The organism is Paenibacillus sp. J22P165 (genome assembly GCF_059692015.1).
In genome coordinates, this window is the sequence record NZ_JCAUAP010000001.1 from 914,312 (window position 1) to 932,022 (window position 17,711).

Consider the following 17,711-nt stretch of genomic DNA (forward strand, 5'->3'; position numbering starts at 1 on the left):
CAATGTGGATTTATGAAAAAAAGCTGCAATACCCGGTCAAGGTTAGTAAATGCGACCCTCGGATGGCCAAACTGCTTCTAGAGCAGTACGGGGGAGCTGATGGGGAGCTCGCTGCGGCGCTTCGTTATTTGAACCAACGCTACTCGATTCCGGATAAGGTTGTCGGATTATTGACGGATATTGGGACGGAGGAATTTGCTCATCTTGAAATGATTGCAACCATGGTGTATAAGCTGACGAAAGATGCAACTTTGGAGCAAATGAAGGCGGCTGGATTGGATGATCACTATGTAGCTCATGATCGCGGGCTGTTCTATCAGAGCGCCGGAGGGGTACCCTGGTCAGCGACATACATACAAGCCAAGGGAGATCCCATAGCTGACCTTTACGAGGATATAGCGGCAGAGGAGAAAGCGAGAGCGACATATCAGTGGCTAATCGACCTCACGGATGATGTGGATTTACAGGATAGCTTGAAATTTCTCAGGGAGAGGGAGATTGTGCATTCGCTTCGTTTTAGGGAGGCTGTTGAGATTCTGAAGGATGATCGGGTGAAGAAGATATTTTGAATCCAGTCCGCAGATATCCTCTGAACTTGGTACCTCACGCATTAAAAAAGCCACCCTGCTCAAGGGTGGCTTTACTGTTATGAAATTATTATTAGTTCAGAGCTCTCTCACGACATCTTGACTCGGCTTTGGCGAAGAACGCAGCCAGACAACAAGCACGAAGAATATGGCAATACCAAGCGCGATAAATAATCCATTTGATACTTTCAGACTGGCTGCTTCCAATGAAAGATGTTGGGACACTGCTGAAGCATCTCTCCAAATGACAAAAGCTAATAAACAAATGACAATGGCTACGGAAGAGACGATCTGTTCAATCAAATCATTTAACACAGATCCTTCTACGAGACTATCCTCCGGCAAAGCCCCCAGTCCTGCTGTGGTGGCGGGAATGCTGGAAAGTCCAAAACCGGCTCCCCGTACTGCCATTAACAAAGTAATGAACCAGAATGAGGTATTCGAAGTTAAACACCCGAGCAGGAGTGTCGTTACCCCGGTTATACAAAGGCCCCAGGCAACGACATTCCGAGCACCTTTTCGATCCAGAATTTTGCCTCCAGCCAGCATAAATATTCCTGTCATCACGGCATCAGGAATAAACAAAAGGCCGGTATACGTAGCACTGTAATGATACACATTCTGAATAATAATCGGGATTAATAAAAACGATAAATAATAACCTACAGCAGTTAAAGTGGTAACGATCGTACCGATCCGAAATTGCTGGATTTTCAGTAAAGACAAATTCAATAAGGTATGCTTACGCCGTCCCGTGATAAAAAGTAAAATACAGCATATCCCCGCAAACAGTACGCCCCAATGAAACAGGCTCGATATGCGTTCAACTGTATTCATATTTCCAAGTGCATATAAGGACAATCCGATACCTGCTGACAGATACAAATATCCTTTTGCGTCAAATGGAGAGTCTTGTTTGTTTTCAGTAGCAGAAGTCTTAAGAAACCGTACTGCTGTTAGCCAACCAAGCAGACATGTAGGAAGGTTAATTAGGAATAACAGTCTGGGATCCCCGTGGTCGATAATCAAACCACCCAGAGTGGGCCCAATTGTTGGGGCCAGCATACTTACTACACCCCAAATTCCCGTTGCCATTCCCCTTTCGTGGGCAGGAACAGCCGTAAATATAAGCGTAATCGATAAAGGCATCAAAAGTCCCGCGCCAAACCCTTGCAAGGCACGGCAAGCAATAAGCTCCGCAAGATTCCCAGAAACTGCTGCCAAAGATGAACCTATCAGAAATAGAATTAAGCCGACCAAGTACACCTTCTTGGAACCATATCTCCTGCTAAAAAATCCTGTTAACGGAAGTGTAAGACCCATTACTAATACATATATGTTTATAATCCAGCTGACGCTTAATTCGTCAACCTTGAATTGCTCTGCAAAAGCAGGCAACGCTGGATTTAGTAGACTTGTATTTAATATCACCGTAAATGTGCCAAGTAATACGGCCAGAATTACCGGCCACTTTCCCGTATCTTGCTTCATTTTTTCTCCTCCAGGTGGTACCTCAAGGAAAAAGCGAATCCACATTCAACGTCACGTTAGATTATTGTAGAATTATGCTATTCGCCTGAGGCCCATTATGTTATTGAACGGGTTTTCTCTGGCGTAAAGATGATGAGCTGGTACATAGACCGGACCACTTCCTTTCTTGGAAAGTATAAATAGCAGCTTCTTATAAGTCAATTGAAACAAGCAAGCAAATTCTTCATCTCAGTTGTGGGAGTAATCGTCACTGAAATGATGTACAGAAGAATTTGCTCATCTTGAGATGATTGCTACGATGGTGTATAAGCTGACGAAAGATGCAACTTTGGAGATTGGGGAAATAAGGCCCTTTTGGGGCCTTATTGGCGCGGGTGAGCGTCGCAGGGATAGCTTTAACGCCCAAAAGGGGCGCTAAAGCAGGGAAAAGGTACGCCGCTACCGATGTATAGCAAAAAAAGGCCCCATAGGGCCTTTTTTTTTAAGAGCACTGGGACTGGACGTCCCTAAGTGCATAGTTATTGTTTTATCGCCGAGCCGTGCACCCAAACCTGCTCCAGTTCCAGCTCCGAGCTGAGCAGCAGCAAGTCGGCGTGTCTGCCTTCGGCAATCGAGCCGTGCGTATCCGTGAGGCCAAGCAGCCTCGCCGGATTGCCGCTCGCATAGCGGCTCGCGTCTGCGACGCTGACACCGACCTCGCGCACCATAAACCGGAGCGCATCGATCATCGTCAGCGTACTGCCGGCGAGCGCGCCGCCCTCCGTCAGCCGGGCAACGCCCGACTGCACGGTCACGGCTTGGCCGCCAAGGTCGTACTGCCCGTCGCCGAGCCCGGCGGCGGACATGGCGTCCGTGATCAGCAGCAAGCCATGCGGCTGCTTCACCATCGTCAGCAGCTTAATCGCTGCTGGATGCACGTGAATCCCATCGGCGATCACCTCGCCGCTGATACGTGCGTCGGTGAGCACAGCACCGACGGTACCTGGCTCGCGATGATGCAGTGGCTTCATCGCGTTGAAGGTGTGCACCGCATGCGAGAGCCCCACTTCCGCCGCCGCCTGAATGTCGGCGTAGGAGGCGTCCGTGTGGCCGCATGCGGCAACGATGCCTTGATCGCGCAGCCACGCGATCATCTCATGGCCCCCCTCGCGTTCAGGGGCCAACGTCAACTGCTTCATGAGCTGTGGGAACCGCTCATGCCAATCCCTCAACCAATTAAGCTGCGGCGTGACCATGAGCTTCGGATCTTGAGCTCCTGCCCATTTGGGCGAAATGAAAGGTCCTTCCAAGTGCACGCCAAGTAACTGAGCATAAGGCATTTCTTGCTCCATATAGCTGTGCACTTCAACAAGTACTCGATCAATCGCTTCACGTGTTGCAGTCATTGTCGTAGCCAGCATGCCCGTTGTGCCGTGAGCAGCATGAAAACGTGTAATGGTATCTAGGTTCTCAGTGTTCGAATCCATGAAATCGGCCCCGTAACCGCCATGCACATGAACGTCAATGAAGCCAGGGAGTAACCATTTACCGTCTGCTTCTATGCGAACCACACTTGGACTAGCTGTATTCTGCCAAGCAGAGGATTCGCCGACGTACGCCAATTTGCCATCAATGACGTGAACCAATCCATTTTCAATTATGCCTTGTTCCGTAACAACCTTGGCACCTGAGATGAGAAGTTCGCTCATTCGAACAACCTCCCAGCCTCAGCATCAAGCAGTACAACAAGGTGAGGATGAGTTTGCAAGAGTGTAGCAGGAACTTCCGTTGTAATAGGACCTGTTAACGCACGGTGTACGATTTCTGCTTTATCGGCACCACGTACGATTAATAGGATGGTTTTGGCTTTCAGGATCGTGCCTACCCCCATTGTCAAAGCGTGCGTCGGCACATCATTGATCGAATCGAAGTAACGAGCATTCGCTTCACGTGTTTCTTCTTTTAATTCTACACGGTGAGTGCCACTAATTAAGGAATCATCAGGCTCATTAAAGCCAATATGTCCGTTATGACCAAGACCTAGAATTTGAAGATCGATTTGCTTGGCGTCGTCCAAAAGTTGATTGAATCGCGCACATTCTGCTTCCAAATCAGAGGCATTGCCATTCGGTATATGAGCGGATTCAGCAGGAAGATCGATATGAGCAAATAAATGCTGCTGCATATAGGCATGGTAGCTCTCAGAGTGGTCGTCAGGTAACCCGACGTACTCATCTAGGTTAAATGTCGTCACTTGTTTAAAACTAACGCGACCTTTTTGATAAGCCTTCACCAGTTCTTCGTAAATACCAACGGGTGTTCCGCCGGTTGCCAAGCCGAGAACGGCTTTTGGCTGCATTTGAACGAGGGAGGTGATAATACCTGCACCTGCTTCGTTCAGTTCTTGTTGGTTTTGAAAAATATGAAGATTCATAATCATTATTCCTCGCTTTCATAGGTGGGAGTGGAAGGTTGAATTCAAGTTGCTATTTAGATGAAGCTCAATTTATTTTGCATGAAAATTTCATTTTTTGATCAAATTATTCTCATTTCAATCATAACTGAAATTATTAAGATCGGCAATAAGCATTTTCCATGATTGTACATTGACTTACATGGGTATGTTTGCCATTCTTAACGTAGATCATTACAACTATTTTATACATATAAAGGAGTAAGAAAATGACTACTCGGGGACAACTGCCAGAAGCAATGCTCTTTGATTTGGATGGGACGTTATTTCAAACGGAAACCTTACTTTTACCGGCGTACCATGCGACATTCGACGAACTTCGAGCAAGAGGTATTTTTGAAGGAGAGACACCACCAGAGGAACGAATTCTAGGTGCATTGGGTATGCTCCTTGAACATATCTGGATGCGTGTCATGCCAGAAGCGCCTGTTACCGTGCATCAGGAAGCGGACAAGTTATTGATTAAATACCAGGTTGAAGGGCTTCAAGAAGGCCGCGGCGTGTTATATGAAGGTGTGGCTGAAACCTTACAGACCTTGCATGCCAAAGGTGTTCGTTTATTTGTAGCTAGCAACGGGTTGGAGGATTATGTCAAACAAGTCGTAGCTGCGATGGGGATTGCTCATCTTTTTGAAGGCTTGTTCAGTGCTGGCGAGTATCAAACGAGATCCAAAGTAGATTTAGTTCAAATCTTGCTGGAAAAACACGGGATTCAGTCCGCTTGGATGGTTGGAGATCGCTCGTCCGATGTAGAGGCAGGACTTCGCAATAACCTGATTGTTGCAGCTTGCGATTATGCAGGCTTCCGAGATGCTGGTGAGCTCGAGGGTGCACATATCCGTATCGGTCGATTTGCCGAGTTGCTTGATCATTTAAGCTAATTCGCGCAGGTTGTCGCAAAGCGGGTGCTTTGGGCATACACTGTAGCACATTGAGAGATAAAGGTGCTGATCAGAATGCCTTCTTTTGTAGGAATATTTAATATTATAAGGAATGAAGGAAACCTGATTAACGGAGATACAGCTGTCATTGCCCCGACAAGTGCCTCCAAAACATATACAGGAGCTGGCGGTGGAATCACAGGGGATTTCTCGATATCCACATCCGTTTTCAGTGCAACAATTACGTTAGATCCTGACGTGATTGAAGCGGGGGCGAATAAAACAGCGACAGGGACTTAGTCCATGGAGCGGAGCATGATGAAGACCGATTCAAACTCACATACGTGAGTTGATGAATCGGTCTTTTATTTTTGGTGAAGCCTATTGACACTGGCAAGTCTGCTTATTTATTATTAACATATGAACAATCATTCATATATAAGGATATAGACTTAAATTCATCATTTGTGAGCAGCTAGGGAGGGAATGCCATGCATCAGCATGATTCGGAAAAGGAACACGCATGTGGACATGACCATGAGCATGAGAAGAAAGGTCATGAGCATCATGCTCATGAAGGGCACAGCCATCACGGTCATGACGAACATCATGGACACAGTCATGGACATAGCCATGGACACGGCCATCATCATCACGGGCATGGGCATCATCATGGACATTCTGGTAATAAAGCGGGGTTGCTCATTGCCTTATGCATAACGGCAGGCATCATGTTACTTGAATTTGTCGGCGGCCTCTGGACGAATAGCTTGGCGTTGCTTTCTGATTCGGGCCATATGTTAAGCGATGCAGGTGCATTAGCATTAAGTTTATTGGCACTGTGGTTTGCAGCGAAGCCGACATCGACACGGTTATCCTTCGGTTTTCATCGTTTTGAGATATTGGCCGCACTCTTTAATGCGGTGACGTTATTTGTTATTGCTGGACTCATTATATGGGAAGCCATTGAACGTTTCCTTCATCCTACAGTTGTTGCTAGTGGCTCTATGATGTTGATCGCATGCATTGGTCTACTAGCCAATTTATTAAGTGCCTGGTCGCTCATGCGTAAGGGAGATGTTCATGGCAATTTGAATTTGCGCAGTGCTTATTTGCATATATTAGGAGATGCGTTAGGCTCTGTAGGTGCAATCATTGCTGGTGCTGTCATGCTGCTGTTTGGGTGGTATGCGGCCGATCCTATTATAAGTATTATTGTGTCTCTTCTTATTTTGAAAGGGGCATGGGGTGTCCTCAAATCAACGCTCCACATCTTGATGGAAGGAACACCGCATGCGATCTCGATGACATCTGTGAAACAAGTGCTAGAAGGTATTGACGGTGTCGTTGACGTTCATGATTTACATGTGTGGACGATTACTTCGGGTATGGAAGCTTTAAGCTGCCATCTGTTGATAAAGGATGATCAAGACAGTCAAGCCATTCTGCAACAAGGGATTACTGCGATTGAGAAGCAATTCGGCATAACGCACGCGACGATCCAAATCGAGAAGTCAACGAACAACCACCGGGCTCTTCAAGTATAAAATAAGTAGCGAAGACAGGAGGAGATAAGTATGGATAAAGGAGTGCTGGAAGTAAATACGATCGCTGACGATTGCAGCTGCGTCCATTCGGATTCGAATCAAAATGAACGCGAGATTGGGCTAGCCGATGAACAAGCGATTGGGATTGCTGAGATATTCAAAGCCCTTGGAGATCCAACGCGCGTTAAGATCATTTACTTTTTGCTGAATAAAGAGCTCTGTGTTCACGATCTTGGGCTGCGAATTGGGATGGAACAATCTGCAGTTTCACATCAACTAAGGTATTTGAGGGATCTGCATATTGTGAAAAGACGCAAAGAAGGAAAGACGGTCTATTACTCGCTGGATGATGAGCACATTGAGCAGATCTTTGTTCAAACGATGGGGCATCTAGGGCACAATCAGGAAACACCAAAAACAAGCGTTCACTCTACTAAGTGAAACGCTTGTTTTTTTCATATGGTATTAATCATTCCTATCGTCAGCGCTTTTTTTTTGACTGAGCATCCAGAGTGCATATTCCAATGGTCGTGTGACGGCTTTCTGGTAAGTGGCATGCTGACCAATCCTGCGGAACACTTCCCGGGAAGGCTTCGGATTCACTTCAAGCAGCCAGACATTGCCTTTGAGATCGACGGCGATGTCCATACCCAACTCACATAACTTACCGAATTTGACTTCCAAGTAGTCAGCCAGGTTATAAGCAAATTCGTTCATCTCTTCCTTAATGGATTCTCTTTTCTCTGGGGAAGGGAACCGATAGCTTAACAAGCGATCTTGCGTTACAGCCGTACCGCCGCCGTGAAGATTGGATGTAATACTGCGATGAGGACCAATTCTTCCTGCACACCCCGTCACTTCCCACTCACCTTGACCATTTTTCTGAATAAGCAAACGATAGTCATGAACACGACCGTCATTCAGAGTCAGATGGATCCCTTGTTGAACGACATAGTCAGGGCTCAAATTCAGCGTATGCAGCTTGATGGCCAGCTGTCTTTCATTAGCTCTGAAAGGCGCGATGATGGAGCGATATTGATTTCTACCTTGTAACAAATACAAATCGGGGGAGATTTGTTCAATTCGTAGAATCCCTCTTCCCCCAGTGCCATTCTTCGGTTTAACATAAATGAGCTTATATTTCTTTAGAAACTTCATCAACTCAGAGATTGAACTGTAACGAACCGTGGCGGGGAGATAGGGACGAATGGCTGCGCTTTGAGATAAGGTTTGATGCATTGACCATTTATTGGCGAGTGGTTTACTTAAATAGATGAGCTTGCCATGTCGATTGCGAAAGGCTTGAAGCATATGATAATTCGCCGCGGCTTTATAGCGGCAGCGATCATAGATAATTGGAGGTAAGGTGGTGTATTTCCGAAGCCATCTTTCTCGATTGGAATCAAATGTGAGTGTTCGCACTGCGTTTCCCTGTACATCCGCCGGAGTGAATACCTCAACTTGAACGCCTAGTCGTTGGCCTTCCTTGCTTAGCCGTTTAAAATAAGCCAGTTCTTCAAGTCGTGAGTTGTTTAGATAGATAGCGAGTACGCCTAGTCGTTCTTGAGCCAAGCATAATCACCTTCTTCTCCTAGAATTAATCAAATGCAAGCTGTATTGAATAATTCGTTCAAGTGATTTCTGGCGGATTCGGGGTTCATCGAATTTCATTGGCTTTGAATTTGCCTCAAAGAACCAGATGTGTCCAGAAGTGTCAACACCAATATCCATCGACATTTCACCAAGTGGATTACCCGATGATTTCTCTATTTGAGTGGCTAAGGTAACAGCCGCAGCTCCCACGCGTTTTAAAATGTTTTTGGCTTCTTTGGCTCCAAAAGCATACGTGAGCAGTTTTCTAGGTTCATCAATTGAGCCTCCGCGCGGAACGTGTGTGGTAATACTTGCTTTACCAGCTACCCTAGCTCCAATGCCAGAAACCTTCCATTCACCTTTTGCTGTTTTCTGGACTAGAGCACGCAGATCATAGGCACGCTCTTTGAATCGGGTAAGTGCAATACCCTGTTGGACGATATAATCTTGGCCACCGCGATGACGGTCCCATTCCAGCCAGATGTCATCTGCTGTGTTGTGATAGCTATAGACCATTTTCTTCTCATGAAGACGGCTTAAACGATAGTGTCCACTTTGTCCCTTCGCATTTACGCGATCTATCCGCATAATCCCCATTCCAGCTTTACCTTTCACAGGCTTCAAGTAAAGGACTGGGTGCTTCTGTAATAATTGAGAGACATCGGATACTTCATTCATTTGCAAAGTATCAGGCATGAACGGTTTACTTTCTTTCGCACTATTTAACCAACTGAATAATGTCCATTTGTTAAAAAATGAAGGATTGAATAAATGAATGCTGGTGCTGCGCTTGCAGGCTTGAATGGTTTGTTGAACCTCTGGTTTCATTTCCATTTTGCGGTAGGGAATGCGGTTATAGACAACTTGAGGAGAGGGAACAAGTTCCCTGCTCCATTTCTTTGTACTTGGGTAAAAGCGATAACCGTACATTTCAGAATTTGAAATACTGAAGTCTTTCGTAGTTACGACGTACACGTCGAGCCCATAGCGTTCACCTGTTCGAATCAGATCTAGAAAGTTATCTAAGTTTCCGCGAAATACACGGGAACTGTCTTTTACCGTGAGGATAGCTAATGTAGGTTTAGGAGATTTCTCATGAAGGGTAAAACCCATTAGTTCTCCCTCCTTGAGCGGAAGCGGCTCAAATAAAGGCAATGCTCATAGACACTTTGCAGCGTGGCGGTATCTCCGTCTTTTAATGATGGATGTTTGAAAATCGATCGACCAGGTTTCGCATTGGCTTCAAACATCCATATTTTTTCATTTTGATCAATACCGATATCGAAACCAAGTTCACCGAGCAAATGATTGTAATTATTTTCAATGCCTTGCGCGAGTTTAATTGCTGTTTCCTTCGCATTGTCGAGAATCTGTTCCCCACGTGCCCCATAAACTAAACGAAGTACCTGCTCAGGTGTCATGAGTTGACCGCCGTTACGGATATGAGTTGTAACACTGCCTTTACCAGACTTCTTGGCGCCAATGGCTGAGACTACCCACTGATTACTACCATTTTTTGTTAAATGAAAACGGAAATCAATAGGGCAATTATCAATTTCTATAAGCCGAATCCCTTGTTGGGCAACGTAGCTTGCTAATCGACCCCGTCCTGTTCCCAGCATTTGCATCAAGCCTTCAAATTTGGAATAACGAATCAGCACATTTTTATTAGCTTTTCGGTAACGGACGAAATAACCACGCTTCGGATTATAAGTAACGCGATAAATACCGATGCCTAAGCTGCCTGCTGTTGGTTTCAAGTAAATAAATTTATGTTTATCGAGCATATCCTTGATCTGTTCGGCAGTGGGATTTATACGGGATTCAGGTACGAAACGAAACGCTTCGTCGCCGTCTAATAATTTGTAAACATCCCATTTATCAAAGAAGCTCCAGTTAAAGATCGGAATACCCCGCCCTACGAAGCGATTCTTAAATCCCTCCATACCTGCTGATTTCTCTGCTTTACGGCTGGATAGCCGATTGTAGATGACATCTGGGAGCGGGAATGTTTTACGTGTCCAACCTCCGCCTTCTTTGGGGATTATGCCGGACACGGTCTCTTGAATCCAGTTCACACTCTTAGGACTGAAAGCAAAACTGAAAGAGCGTTGTGAACCAGTGTTGATCACTTGACGAATGAAGCCAGTTTTGGAACCGAAAGGTGATGTACCGCTTTCCACATTGGTTAGAACGCCAATAAGCGGACCGATGCGAAGTTCTTTATTGTTCGTATTGATGACTAACACATTCCCTGTGCGAGGAATACGCAAGGAGGCCATTAGGGAAAGCGGGATGTACATATGCTGACCACTTTTTTTGATCAAACGGACCGGTAACGAAGTCCCTTTACTCCCAACCTTTACAGTAATGGATTTAGTTCCGGTTAACCGTAAAGCTTTGGCGAGATCACTCGTTAAGTAGACCGATCTATCTGTTCGTTGTACGGCGTGGAGCATACACGATGTCAAACTCATTAGGTTACCCTCCTAAACTTGTTGCCCTACGGGGCTTTCCGTGTCAAACAAGCAGTTGACTTTCTGCCCCCATGAGCACGTTCAAACAAAGCTTAGCCTGACTTCAGCTCAGCTGTTTGTTCAACAAAAATCCAGCATAGTGGATCGGATTTGCAATTGATTTCGTTCGTGCTCGTTCATTATGCAAACGGGCGAAGATTGTTCGGCCTGGCTTTGAATTTACTTCTAGAATCCAAACGTTTCCGCTGGTATCAATGCCGAAATCAATGCCGAGCTCGGCTAGTCGACCATGATAGGACTCCAGTACGGATGGTATGTGCTTTGATAGCATATCAATCGTATCCATCAGTTGAGTAGACTTCGATTCACCAAATTCTCTAGTGAGATAATCACTCGCATCTTCGGCAGTGCCTCCGCCATGCAGATTGGAGGTAATGCTTCCCTGTTGACCTACGCGAACGGCTACTCCTGTGTGTTCCCAATTTCCGCGCCCGTTTTTCTGTACTAAGGAACGTACATCGTAAGACTTCCCGTTCATCGCGTGGAGATGTAAATATTGTTGCAGGAGGTACGGACGTGAGCCTAATAAACGCTTCAGCCACTGCCAGCAAGCGGTCCATTCCTTGAACTCGGCTGCTACGGGATGATTACGTCCATCTCTTCCTTTTACTTGAAAAAGGTAGCCATCTTTGTGTATGTGTATGGCACCTTTGCCTTGACTGCCACCTTGGGGCTTTAGGAATACGTCAGGCTGGCTCAGCAGCCATGTTTCAAGTTGCTGACCGCTCCGTAATCGACTAGTCTCTGGTAAGAAGGGACGTAAAGCAGCATCTTGCTGGAGAATCTGGCCCACTTCCCACTTGCCGCCAAGTCCGTAACCTAGGAAACGGATGGAGGGGATTTCACGCAGCTTGCGCACGTGATATTGATACGTGAGATAACTCTGCTTCGTACCAAAGAAGCAACGATCGTAAATGAGTGATGGAAGAGGGAACAGCTTGGTAATCCAGGCCAACTGTGTCCGATCATACATATAGCCCCGTACCGTTGCTTGCAACCAATCGATGCGATTAGGCGAGAAAACAAACACATCGATGCCCTTGTTAGCACCCTGTATGGTTAGATTCTGATAGAAACTCGAGCTGGCAAAAGGAAGGTCGCGATTCAGTTCGGTAACCATGATACCTAACAAAGGGCGTTGTGTTCGCAATCGCATAATTCACCTCAATACTTCGCTAGAAAGCGAGCGTATTTGACTAATGTTTTGACGGAAGGTCTAATTTTATTTTTAGTATTATCCGTGTTAAGAGCTGTATTATCGTCTTTAGACGGTTTGGAGTTCACTTCAAGCAGCCAAACTCTGCCTAATCGATCTACGGCAAGATCAATTCCTAGTTCACCGAAATGACTGGGAATCTGAGTTTCGATTCCTTTAGCGATATCCAATGAAGCTTTACGTAATCGACGTATGATGGAGGCGCGGGCTGCAGTTGTCGAGAAGGAGGCTTTGGCTAACGCTGCCGGTACAGTGGATAAGGATCCGCCTCTTGCCAAGTTGGATACAAAGTGCTGCGCACCTGCAATCCGACCTACAATGGAAGTAATTTCCCATTCTCCTTTTTCCCCCCGCTGTACAAGTGATCGGAAGTCAATTGGATTTCCCTCGGATGTAATGAGATCAAGCCCTTGTTGAATTTGATAGCGCTGCGTTTTCAGTTTCCCAGAAATGGATTGAAATACGGCTAGTAAAGAAGGAAACGTTTGTCTACGTACGCCGGCAAGGCTAGTTGAATGAGCTGTATACGATTCGCCAAAACCATCTCTTCGAACACGAATAATGCCATTTCCAAGACTTCCAGTTATTGGTTTAAGGAATAGAACACTGTGGCGGGCGGCCATAGATTTCAGCATTTGAAAGTTTTTGAAAAGATAAGACTCAGGTAAGTAAGTATGCAAGGAGCTATCTTTACGTAAAGCCTCAAACACTTCTGTTTTGTTCAAATATTTCTCATTAAAAATTTCCGTGCCATAGCGAGATTTGACGTCTTTCATGAACTGTTGAACATTGGTCATATTCTCGTACTTGCGCGAGGTGAGACGATTGTAGATGACATTCGGAATTGGGAACGTTCTTTTACTCCAAGAGCCATTTGCGTAGGAATACGCTGAAATGGATTGGGGATTGGCGCGCATTTCTTTGGGTGGAAAGAAACATACACTAGCCCCTAGTTGATCACAAGCATCGGTCAACTCTTTGCAAAAGGTGGTAATCGGACCGAATGGGCGACTCTGGGAACTCGCATTAACGCGGCTAATCATAACGCCAATTAAGGGTCCAATCGACATTGTATTCGAAGTTGGCTTATAGTTGATCGTAAGCCGAGCCCCTTGTTGAAGACCTATCTTAGATGCAAGTGCAGGGTCGACGCGGAGGCTATTCGGTACAGCAGCTGTGACCACTTTGACATCCTGCTGATAAGAGCCGAATCGCATGTTAATCATTTGATTGGATGGAACTTTCCATTTTTTTGCAATGGCTGCACTTAGAACAACGGTCCGATCATCCAAATAGATGCTGGTGCTTTGAATGGATACGCCAACTTTCGTTCTGGTCAATAGTGAACACTCCTTCCAGCATGAGAAAATCCCTATCGAGGTCATTCAAGGATGATCGACCGCTATTCTCCCCTACAAAGTGACCTTTGCGGGGGCCCCGGGAAAGTTAGATTTTATCGCCAACAAGAAAGCTATTTTCGTTCATCGAAAACGTATCTTTTCTCATATGGTCACAATGGTATTACTGCTCAAGCAAAGTAAACTACTCCATCATATGAGGACATATTTCCCTTTGTGCCTAGGCTTCTGCAGGAAAGCGCCCATTCTTCAAACATAACTTCAGGGATCTTTCAGCCATTTTTTAGGAGTTATTCAGGATTTTAGGACCATAACCGCGTATAATGAGCTTAGATTCTTATTCATTGAGATGGGATGGATGAGGTATGAAAGTATCCTCGAGATGGACGAAGTGGCAGATTGCAATCGTAATCGCGATGCTTGTGGTTTATTTGTTTCAGGAAGTCAAAGAAAGCCCAGAGTTCCTAGCAGCTGTTCGTGAAGCGGCGAATGCCAAACTTCCTATGGCCCCAGTGACTACACAACAAAGGCAAGATTTATCATCAGAACCTTTCGATAGAAATGCAGCTGCGAAAATGGAGCGCACGGGAAGAAGCCGCGACCAACTGAATGAGTCGGACGATTCGTTCTCGCAATCCCTTCCACAAACAAAGTCCCATACTAGAAGCCGTGCATCCTAGTCTTTTAAAGCTAGGAAGGGAGTTGATAATGTATGTTTCACGAGCTCACATTTCGATCCATGAATGCACACGTGCAGCTCCTTCTGGAATCCGATGTGCCTTTGGCTCAGCTTGAAATCCCCGTATTGGAGCGTTTCGTACAGGCAGAACAACGGTTTAGTCGTTTTCTTTCCACAAGTGAATGTTCGTATCTCAATGCGAGAAGCGGGCAGCTAAGTTTCGTTTCTGACAGTATGCTGGGGGTACTTGAGTTAGCGAAGTACTATCAGGAACAAACGAATGGCGCTTTTGATATTGGTGTTGGACAAGCGATAGAGCAGGCCGGATATAGACAATCTTTTGAGATCATACAGGTAAGTCCTGTAGAGATTGAGCAGCCACAGCCCCTTGCCAAATTAGGCATGTCGCTGCTAGTAGATGCTAGGATGAAATCAGTTCGCATCTCGAAGGGCCATAAGTTGGATTTTGGCGGGATAGTGAAGAGCTGGACAGCACAACAGACAGCGAATCACCTACTGATGGATTGGCAAGTGAATAGAGGCTTCATCAATGCAGGCGGCGATGTGGTAGTGTGGGGAGGATCATCGGAGAAGGAACCCTGGTGTATCGGCATTGCAAATCCCTATGCATCGGATACGTCCCAAGAAGCTGCGGTTCAACTCGTAACTGGTGCTGTAGCTACCTCGAGTAAATTGCATAGACGTTGGCAAACGAGTGAAGGAGAGAGGCATCACCTCATTGATACACGTACGATGCAGCCAAGTCTATCCGATGTGGTGCAGTGCACCGTTGCCGGTCAGGATTTGATTGCTTGTGAAGTATGGGCCAAAGTGCTGTGTATGCGAAGTATTGAGGATGGCGTCCCCCTCTTTCAGCGCAAGGCCCAGGGAATGGAAGCTCTATTGTTCACCTCAGTCGGTGATGTGTGTCATGTGAAGCCACGTTTCGGCAGTAAGGAATTATCCTGGACAGGTCTGAAAGGAGTGAGATGCCTATGATTCCTATTTTGGTTGAATTACCTACGTGGATGCTCATTCGATCATTCGGTATCCTATCCTATCTAACCTTGTTCATTGGCATGGTAATAGGGATTAGCTATAGCTTTCCTAATATCAAAGGGCACCGTAAGGGCCAACTGCTCCGATGGCACACTTATGCCAATATAACAGGAACTTGCTTCGCACTTCTTCATACGGTTCTTCTCATTATAGATACTTTCATGCCTTTCGACTGGGCTGAACTCCTAATCCCTTTTCATGCGGCACATAGCCCGCTATGGAATGGCGTAGGTACAATCGCGATGTATGGCTTACTTCTTGTTTTATTTACAACGGATATTCGGCATAAGTTAAAAAGAAAACTGTGGCTGGCTCTGCATATGTTGTCCTATCCGATTTTTGCATTGTCGTTACTTCATGGATTCTTTCTAGGGACAGATAGTAAGCAAGGTTGGGCAATCATGATGTACATGACAACAGCCATCATCCTTCTTGGTTTAACCGTATTGCGAATGCAACAATCCTCACGAAAACGTCAAGTTAAGTTAGGGCGAACCAAACAATTATGACACAGAGTTTCAATCCCTTGGATTGGGGCTCTTTTACATATTCCCTTGTTGCGAAACATGTCGAAAATGTCTATAGTTAAAGGGTATTTATAAGGAAATGAGGATAATAAACCGATATGGCAAAAGCAAAAATCACAGAGCTTGATATTGTTAGAGCAATTTCGATCCTTGCTGTTGTTCTGATTCATGTAACGGCGGATTGGACCGTGGATCCGGCTTTGAAAGGCAGCAGCACGCAGTTGCTTGTTTTATTTTTAAACAAAATAAGTTATTTCGCAGTTCCTGTCTTTATCTTTTTGAGCGGTATTGTGTTGTTCTATATTTATGCAGATAATTGGAGCGCTAAGCAAGCAGGCATTTTCTATTGGAAACGTGTTAGGCAAGTGCTTGTTCCTTATATTGTTTGGTCGTTTTTCTACTATATATATAATCCGTGGCTATGGACGCCAGGGCATCCAATCAAAATAGATCTGAAAGTCTTTCTCGAGCAGCTAAAATGGGCAGATTCAGGCTATCATTTGTATTTTATGATCATTATCGTGCAGTTCTACTTGTTGTTTCCACTGCTCGTGTGGGCAGTAAGAAATGCAGCATGGTTTCGTAAAACACTCGCATTCTGGGGGTTAGCGATTCAGGCAGGTGTCTACATTTACAGTCACTGGGTCGGTCCTATTAGTCATAAACCAGAGCTGTGTATTACCTATTTTGGTTACTTCCTCGTTGGCGGTGCTATAGGGATGAACTATAGCAATTTCCGCGCTTGGCTCGAACGCAACAAAGGGTGGGTCATTCCAGCTTCCATCGTAAGTGGATTGGTATACACCGGGCTTTATCTGTTAGCATCGCGAGGCTATTCGTTTGAAAATACGTGGTATGAGATTACATGGCTGATCTACAATCTGGGCATAGGCGTGAGCATGATCTGGATGGCGAAGGAGCTTCTAGTAAGATGGAAGCGCATCGCGCAATTTTTCGTCTCACTGGGATTGGTTTCTTTCGGCGTATACCTCATGCATCCTGCCTTACTCTCCTTATGGAAGTATAAGGTGCACATGCCAGGTTCGATTCTATTATTTAATGTTTATAACGGTGTTGTTTTCGTCTTGATTGTAGCCATTCCTTGGATACTGACTTTGTTATATCGGAAGGGAAGAAAAGTGTTGCTGAAGTGACTTCAAAACTAATTTACACAAAAGTAGCTCTTGCAAAAAAGCTCCCACCACAACTGCGAAAATGTAGTTGTGGTGAGGGCTTTTTGTTGGAGAAGGGAATACGGCTCCTAGGATTCTAAGTGAGTGCTAGGAAGATGAGTGCAAAAAAGTGCCTTGCAAAACTGCGAAAATGCAGCTTTGGAGGCCATTTTTCGGATGGAAAAGGAAATGCATGCAAATAAGCATCTATTTTTGGTTGTATCGTAAAAAAAGCATGTTTTTATGCGAAAAAGATGTATTTTTGCAACAATTCACTAGTTTTGAGCTGGAAAGTGGTGAGAAAGTTGTACTTTCTCCTAGGCCCCCTAACTAAACTGGAGTCTTCCTACCCATTTTATTAAAATAGGGATAAGGGAGATGATTCGGCATGGGAAAAAGGTTAAAAGAAGAAGAACGTCTTAAAATAGTTAAAGAAGCATTGGCTGGAGTTAAGGTTGGGGTTTTAGCTCGTATGTACGACATTCATCCAGAAACTATTCTCCAGTGGATTAGGGAACATCGTGACACCATTTCACAAGAAGAAATACCAATGGCGGACGAGCATTTGCAAGAACTACAAAGACTACAAATGGTTGAAGAACGTTATGAAAA

18 protein-coding genes and 1 pseudogene are annotated in these 17,711 nt (G+C 45.3%); 11 read left to right on the plus strand and 8 right to left on the minus strand.

Translation table 11 applies throughout. The features are described 5' to 3' along the window. The first annotated feature begins 2 nt into the window (after positions 1-2). Complete coding sequence (locus AC58QM_RS03950) at positions 3-569, plus strand: manganese catalase family protein (protein ID WP_497281516.1); 567 nt, start codon at positions 3-5, stop codon at positions 567-569. Between the two features lie 96 nt (positions 570-665). Here the strand turns inward: AC58QM_RS03950 and AC58QM_RS03955 are convergent, their stop codons facing one another. Then, positions 666-2,078, minus strand: a complete 1,413-nt coding sequence (locus tag AC58QM_RS03955) for an MDR family MFS transporter (RefSeq protein ID WP_497281517.1) — start codon at positions 2,076-2,078, stop codon at positions 666-668. 262 nt (positions 2,079-2,340) lie between these two features. On the opposite strand from AC58QM_RS03955, the pseudogene AC58QM_RS03960 reads away from it, so the two are divergent. After that, positions 2,341-2,412, plus strand: a pseudogene (locus tag AC58QM_RS03960) (manganese catalase family protein); the annotation flags it as partial. Between the two features lie 184 nt (positions 2,413-2,596). Here the strand turns inward: AC58QM_RS03960 and nagA are convergent. After that, positions 2,597-3,766 carry an N-acetylglucosamine-6-phosphate deacetylase gene (nagA, locus tag AC58QM_RS03965; RefSeq protein ID WP_497281518.1) on the minus strand — a complete coding sequence of 390 codons (1,170 nt, stop codon included), beginning with the start codon at positions 3,764-3,766 and terminating at the stop codon, positions 2,597-2,599. Next, complete coding sequence (gene nagB, locus AC58QM_RS03970) at positions 3,763-4,491, minus strand: glucosamine-6-phosphate deaminase (protein WP_497281519.1); 729 nt, start codon at positions 4,489-4,491, stop codon at positions 3,763-3,765. Before nagB ends, nagA begins: the two co-directional genes overlap by 4 nt. Positions 4,492-4,739: 248 nt before the next feature. Between nagB and AC58QM_RS03975 the strand changes: the two genes are divergently transcribed. The 4 genes from AC58QM_RS03975 (at position 4,740) to AC58QM_RS03990 (ending at position 7,399) form a co-directional block, all read left to right on the plus strand. Beyond that, positions 4,740-5,411 carry an HAD family hydrolase gene (locus AC58QM_RS03975; RefSeq protein WP_497281521.1) on the plus strand — a complete coding sequence of 224 codons (672 nt, stop codon included), beginning with the start codon at positions 4,740-4,742 and terminating at the stop codon, positions 5,409-5,411. 75 nt (positions 5,412-5,486) lie between these two features. Beyond that, positions 5,487-5,711, plus strand: a complete 225-nt coding sequence (locus AC58QM_RS03980) for a spore germination protein (RefSeq protein WP_310500439.1) — start codon at positions 5,487-5,489, stop codon at positions 5,709-5,711. Positions 5,712-5,902: 191 nt separating this feature from the next. Further along, positions 5,903-6,958, plus strand: coding sequence for a cation diffusion facilitator family transporter (locus AC58QM_RS03985; RefSeq protein ID WP_497281523.1), 1,056 nt, complete (start codon positions 5,903-5,905; stop codon positions 6,956-6,958). Between the two features lie 30 nt (positions 6,959-6,988). After that, on the plus strand, positions 6,989-7,399 hold the full coding sequence (locus tag AC58QM_RS03990; protein ID WP_497281525.1) for an ArsR/SmtB family transcription factor: 411 nt from the start codon (positions 6,989-6,991) through the stop codon (positions 7,397-7,399). A 24-nt stretch (positions 7,400-7,423) separates the two neighbouring features. On the opposite strand, the gene AC58QM_RS03995 is transcribed toward AC58QM_RS03990, so the two are convergent. The 5 genes from AC58QM_RS03995 to AC58QM_RS04015 all read right to left on the minus strand — a co-directional run bounded on the left by AC58QM_RS03995 (position 7,424) and on the right by AC58QM_RS04015 (position 13,644). Continuing rightward, positions 7,424-8,530 (minus strand): YheC/YheD family endospore coat-associated protein, encoded by a 1,107-nt coding sequence (locus AC58QM_RS03995; protein ID WP_497281526.1) that lies wholly within the window; start codon positions 8,528-8,530, stop codon positions 7,424-7,426. Between the two features lie 6 nt (positions 8,531-8,536). Beyond that, the gene (locus tag AC58QM_RS04000; protein ID WP_497281528.1) at positions 8,537-9,664 is read right to left on the minus strand and encodes a YheC/YheD family endospore coat-associated protein; all 1,128 of its coding nucleotides are present in this window, start codon (positions 9,662-9,664) and stop codon (positions 8,537-8,539) included. Further along, positions 9,664-11,028, minus strand: coding sequence for a YheC/YheD family endospore coat-associated protein (locus AC58QM_RS04005; RefSeq protein ID WP_497281529.1), 1,365 nt, complete (start codon positions 11,026-11,028; stop codon positions 9,664-9,666). Before AC58QM_RS04005 ends, AC58QM_RS04000 begins: the two co-directional genes overlap by 1 nt. A gap of 103 nt (positions 11,029-11,131) precedes the next feature. After that, positions 11,132-12,238 (minus strand): YheC/YheD family endospore coat-associated protein, encoded by a 1,107-nt coding sequence (locus AC58QM_RS04010; RefSeq protein WP_497281531.1) that lies wholly within the window; start codon positions 12,236-12,238, stop codon positions 11,132-11,134. 14 nt (positions 12,239-12,252) lie between these two features. After that, entirely contained in the window at positions 12,253-13,644 is a 1,392-nt protein-coding gene (locus AC58QM_RS04015; RefSeq protein WP_497281533.1) for a YheC/YheD family endospore coat-associated protein, read from the minus strand. A 383-nt stretch (positions 13,645-14,027) separates the two neighbouring features. Here AC58QM_RS04015 and AC58QM_RS04020 point away from each other — a divergent pair, with 383 nt between their 5' ends. The 5 genes from AC58QM_RS04020 to AC58QM_RS04040 all read left to right on the plus strand — a co-directional run. Continuing rightward, on the plus strand, positions 14,028-14,342 hold the full coding sequence (locus AC58QM_RS04020) for a hypothetical protein (RefSeq protein WP_497281534.1): 315 nt from the start codon (positions 14,028-14,030) through the stop codon (positions 14,340-14,342). A 32-nt stretch (positions 14,343-14,374) separates the two neighbouring features. Then, positions 14,375-15,340 carry an FAD:protein FMN transferase gene (locus tag AC58QM_RS04025; protein ID WP_497281536.1) on the plus strand — a complete coding sequence of 322 codons (966 nt, stop codon included), beginning with the start codon at positions 14,375-14,377 and terminating at the stop codon, positions 15,338-15,340. After that, complete coding sequence (locus AC58QM_RS04030; protein WP_497281537.1) at positions 15,337-15,909, plus strand: ferric reductase-like transmembrane domain-containing protein; 573 nt, start codon at positions 15,337-15,339, stop codon at positions 15,907-15,909. The genes AC58QM_RS04025 and AC58QM_RS04030 overlap by 4 nt, the downstream gene beginning before the upstream one ends. A 116-nt stretch (positions 15,910-16,025) precedes the next feature. Continuing rightward, positions 16,026-17,081: an acyltransferase gene (locus tag AC58QM_RS04035; RefSeq protein ID WP_497281539.1), complete on the plus strand. Its 1,056-nt coding sequence runs from the start codon at positions 16,026-16,028 to the stop codon at positions 17,079-17,081. Between the two features lie 406 nt (positions 17,082-17,487). After that, positions 17,488-17,711 (plus strand): helix-turn-helix domain-containing protein (locus tag AC58QM_RS04040; protein WP_497281541.1); only part of this gene is annotated, 224 nt, incomplete at its 3' end.

Bases quoted from the DNA above. Each gene is read 5' to 3' on its own strand.
- AC58QM_RS03985 (WP_497281523.1), top strand. From the start codon at position 5,903: ATGCATCAGCATGATTCGGAAAAGGAACACGCATGTGGACATGACCAT.
- AC58QM_RS03990 (WP_497281525.1), top strand. From the start codon at position 6,989: ATGGATAAAGGAGTGCTGGAAGTAAATACGATCGCTGACGATTGCAGC.
- AC58QM_RS04000 (WP_497281528.1), bottom strand. From the start codon at position 9,664: ATGGGTTTTACCCTTCATGAGAAATCTCCTAAACCTACATTAGCTATC.
- AC58QM_RS03975 (WP_497281521.1), top strand. From the start codon at position 4,740: ATGACTACTCGGGGACAACTGCCAGAAGCAATGCTCTTTGATTTGGAT.
- AC58QM_RS03950 (WP_497281516.1), top strand. From the start codon at position 3: ATGTGGATTTATGAAAAAAAGCTGCAATACCCGGTCAAGGTTAGTAAA.
- AC58QM_RS04025 (WP_497281536.1), top strand. From the start codon at position 14,375: ATGTTTCACGAGCTCACATTTCGATCCATGAATGCACACGTGCAGCTC.
- AC58QM_RS04030 (WP_497281537.1), top strand. From the start codon at position 15,337: ATGATTCCTATTTTGGTTGAATTACCTACGTGGATGCTCATTCGATCA.
- AC58QM_RS04020 (WP_497281534.1), top strand. From the start codon at position 14,028: ATGAAAGTATCCTCGAGATGGACGAAGTGGCAGATTGCAATCGTAATC.
- AC58QM_RS03980 (WP_310500439.1), top strand. From the start codon at position 5,487: ATGCCTTCTTTTGTAGGAATATTTAATATTATAAGGAATGAAGGAAAC.
- nagB (WP_497281519.1), bottom strand. From the start codon at position 4,491: ATGAATCTTCATATTTTTCAAAACCAACAAGAACTGAACGAAGCAGGT.
- nagA (WP_497281518.1), bottom strand. From the start codon at position 3,766: ATGAGCGAACTTCTCATCTCAGGTGCCAAGGTTGTTACGGAACAAGGC.
- AC58QM_RS04005 (WP_497281529.1), bottom strand. From the start codon at position 11,028: ATGAGTTTGACATCGTGTATGCTCCACGCCGTACAACGAACAGATAGA.
- AC58QM_RS04035 (WP_497281539.1), top strand. From the start codon at position 16,026: ATGGCAAAAGCAAAAATCACAGAGCTTGATATTGTTAGAGCAATTTCG.
- AC58QM_RS03955 (WP_497281517.1), bottom strand. From the start codon at position 2,078: ATGAAGCAAGATACGGGAAAGTGGCCGGTAATTCTGGCCGTATTACTT.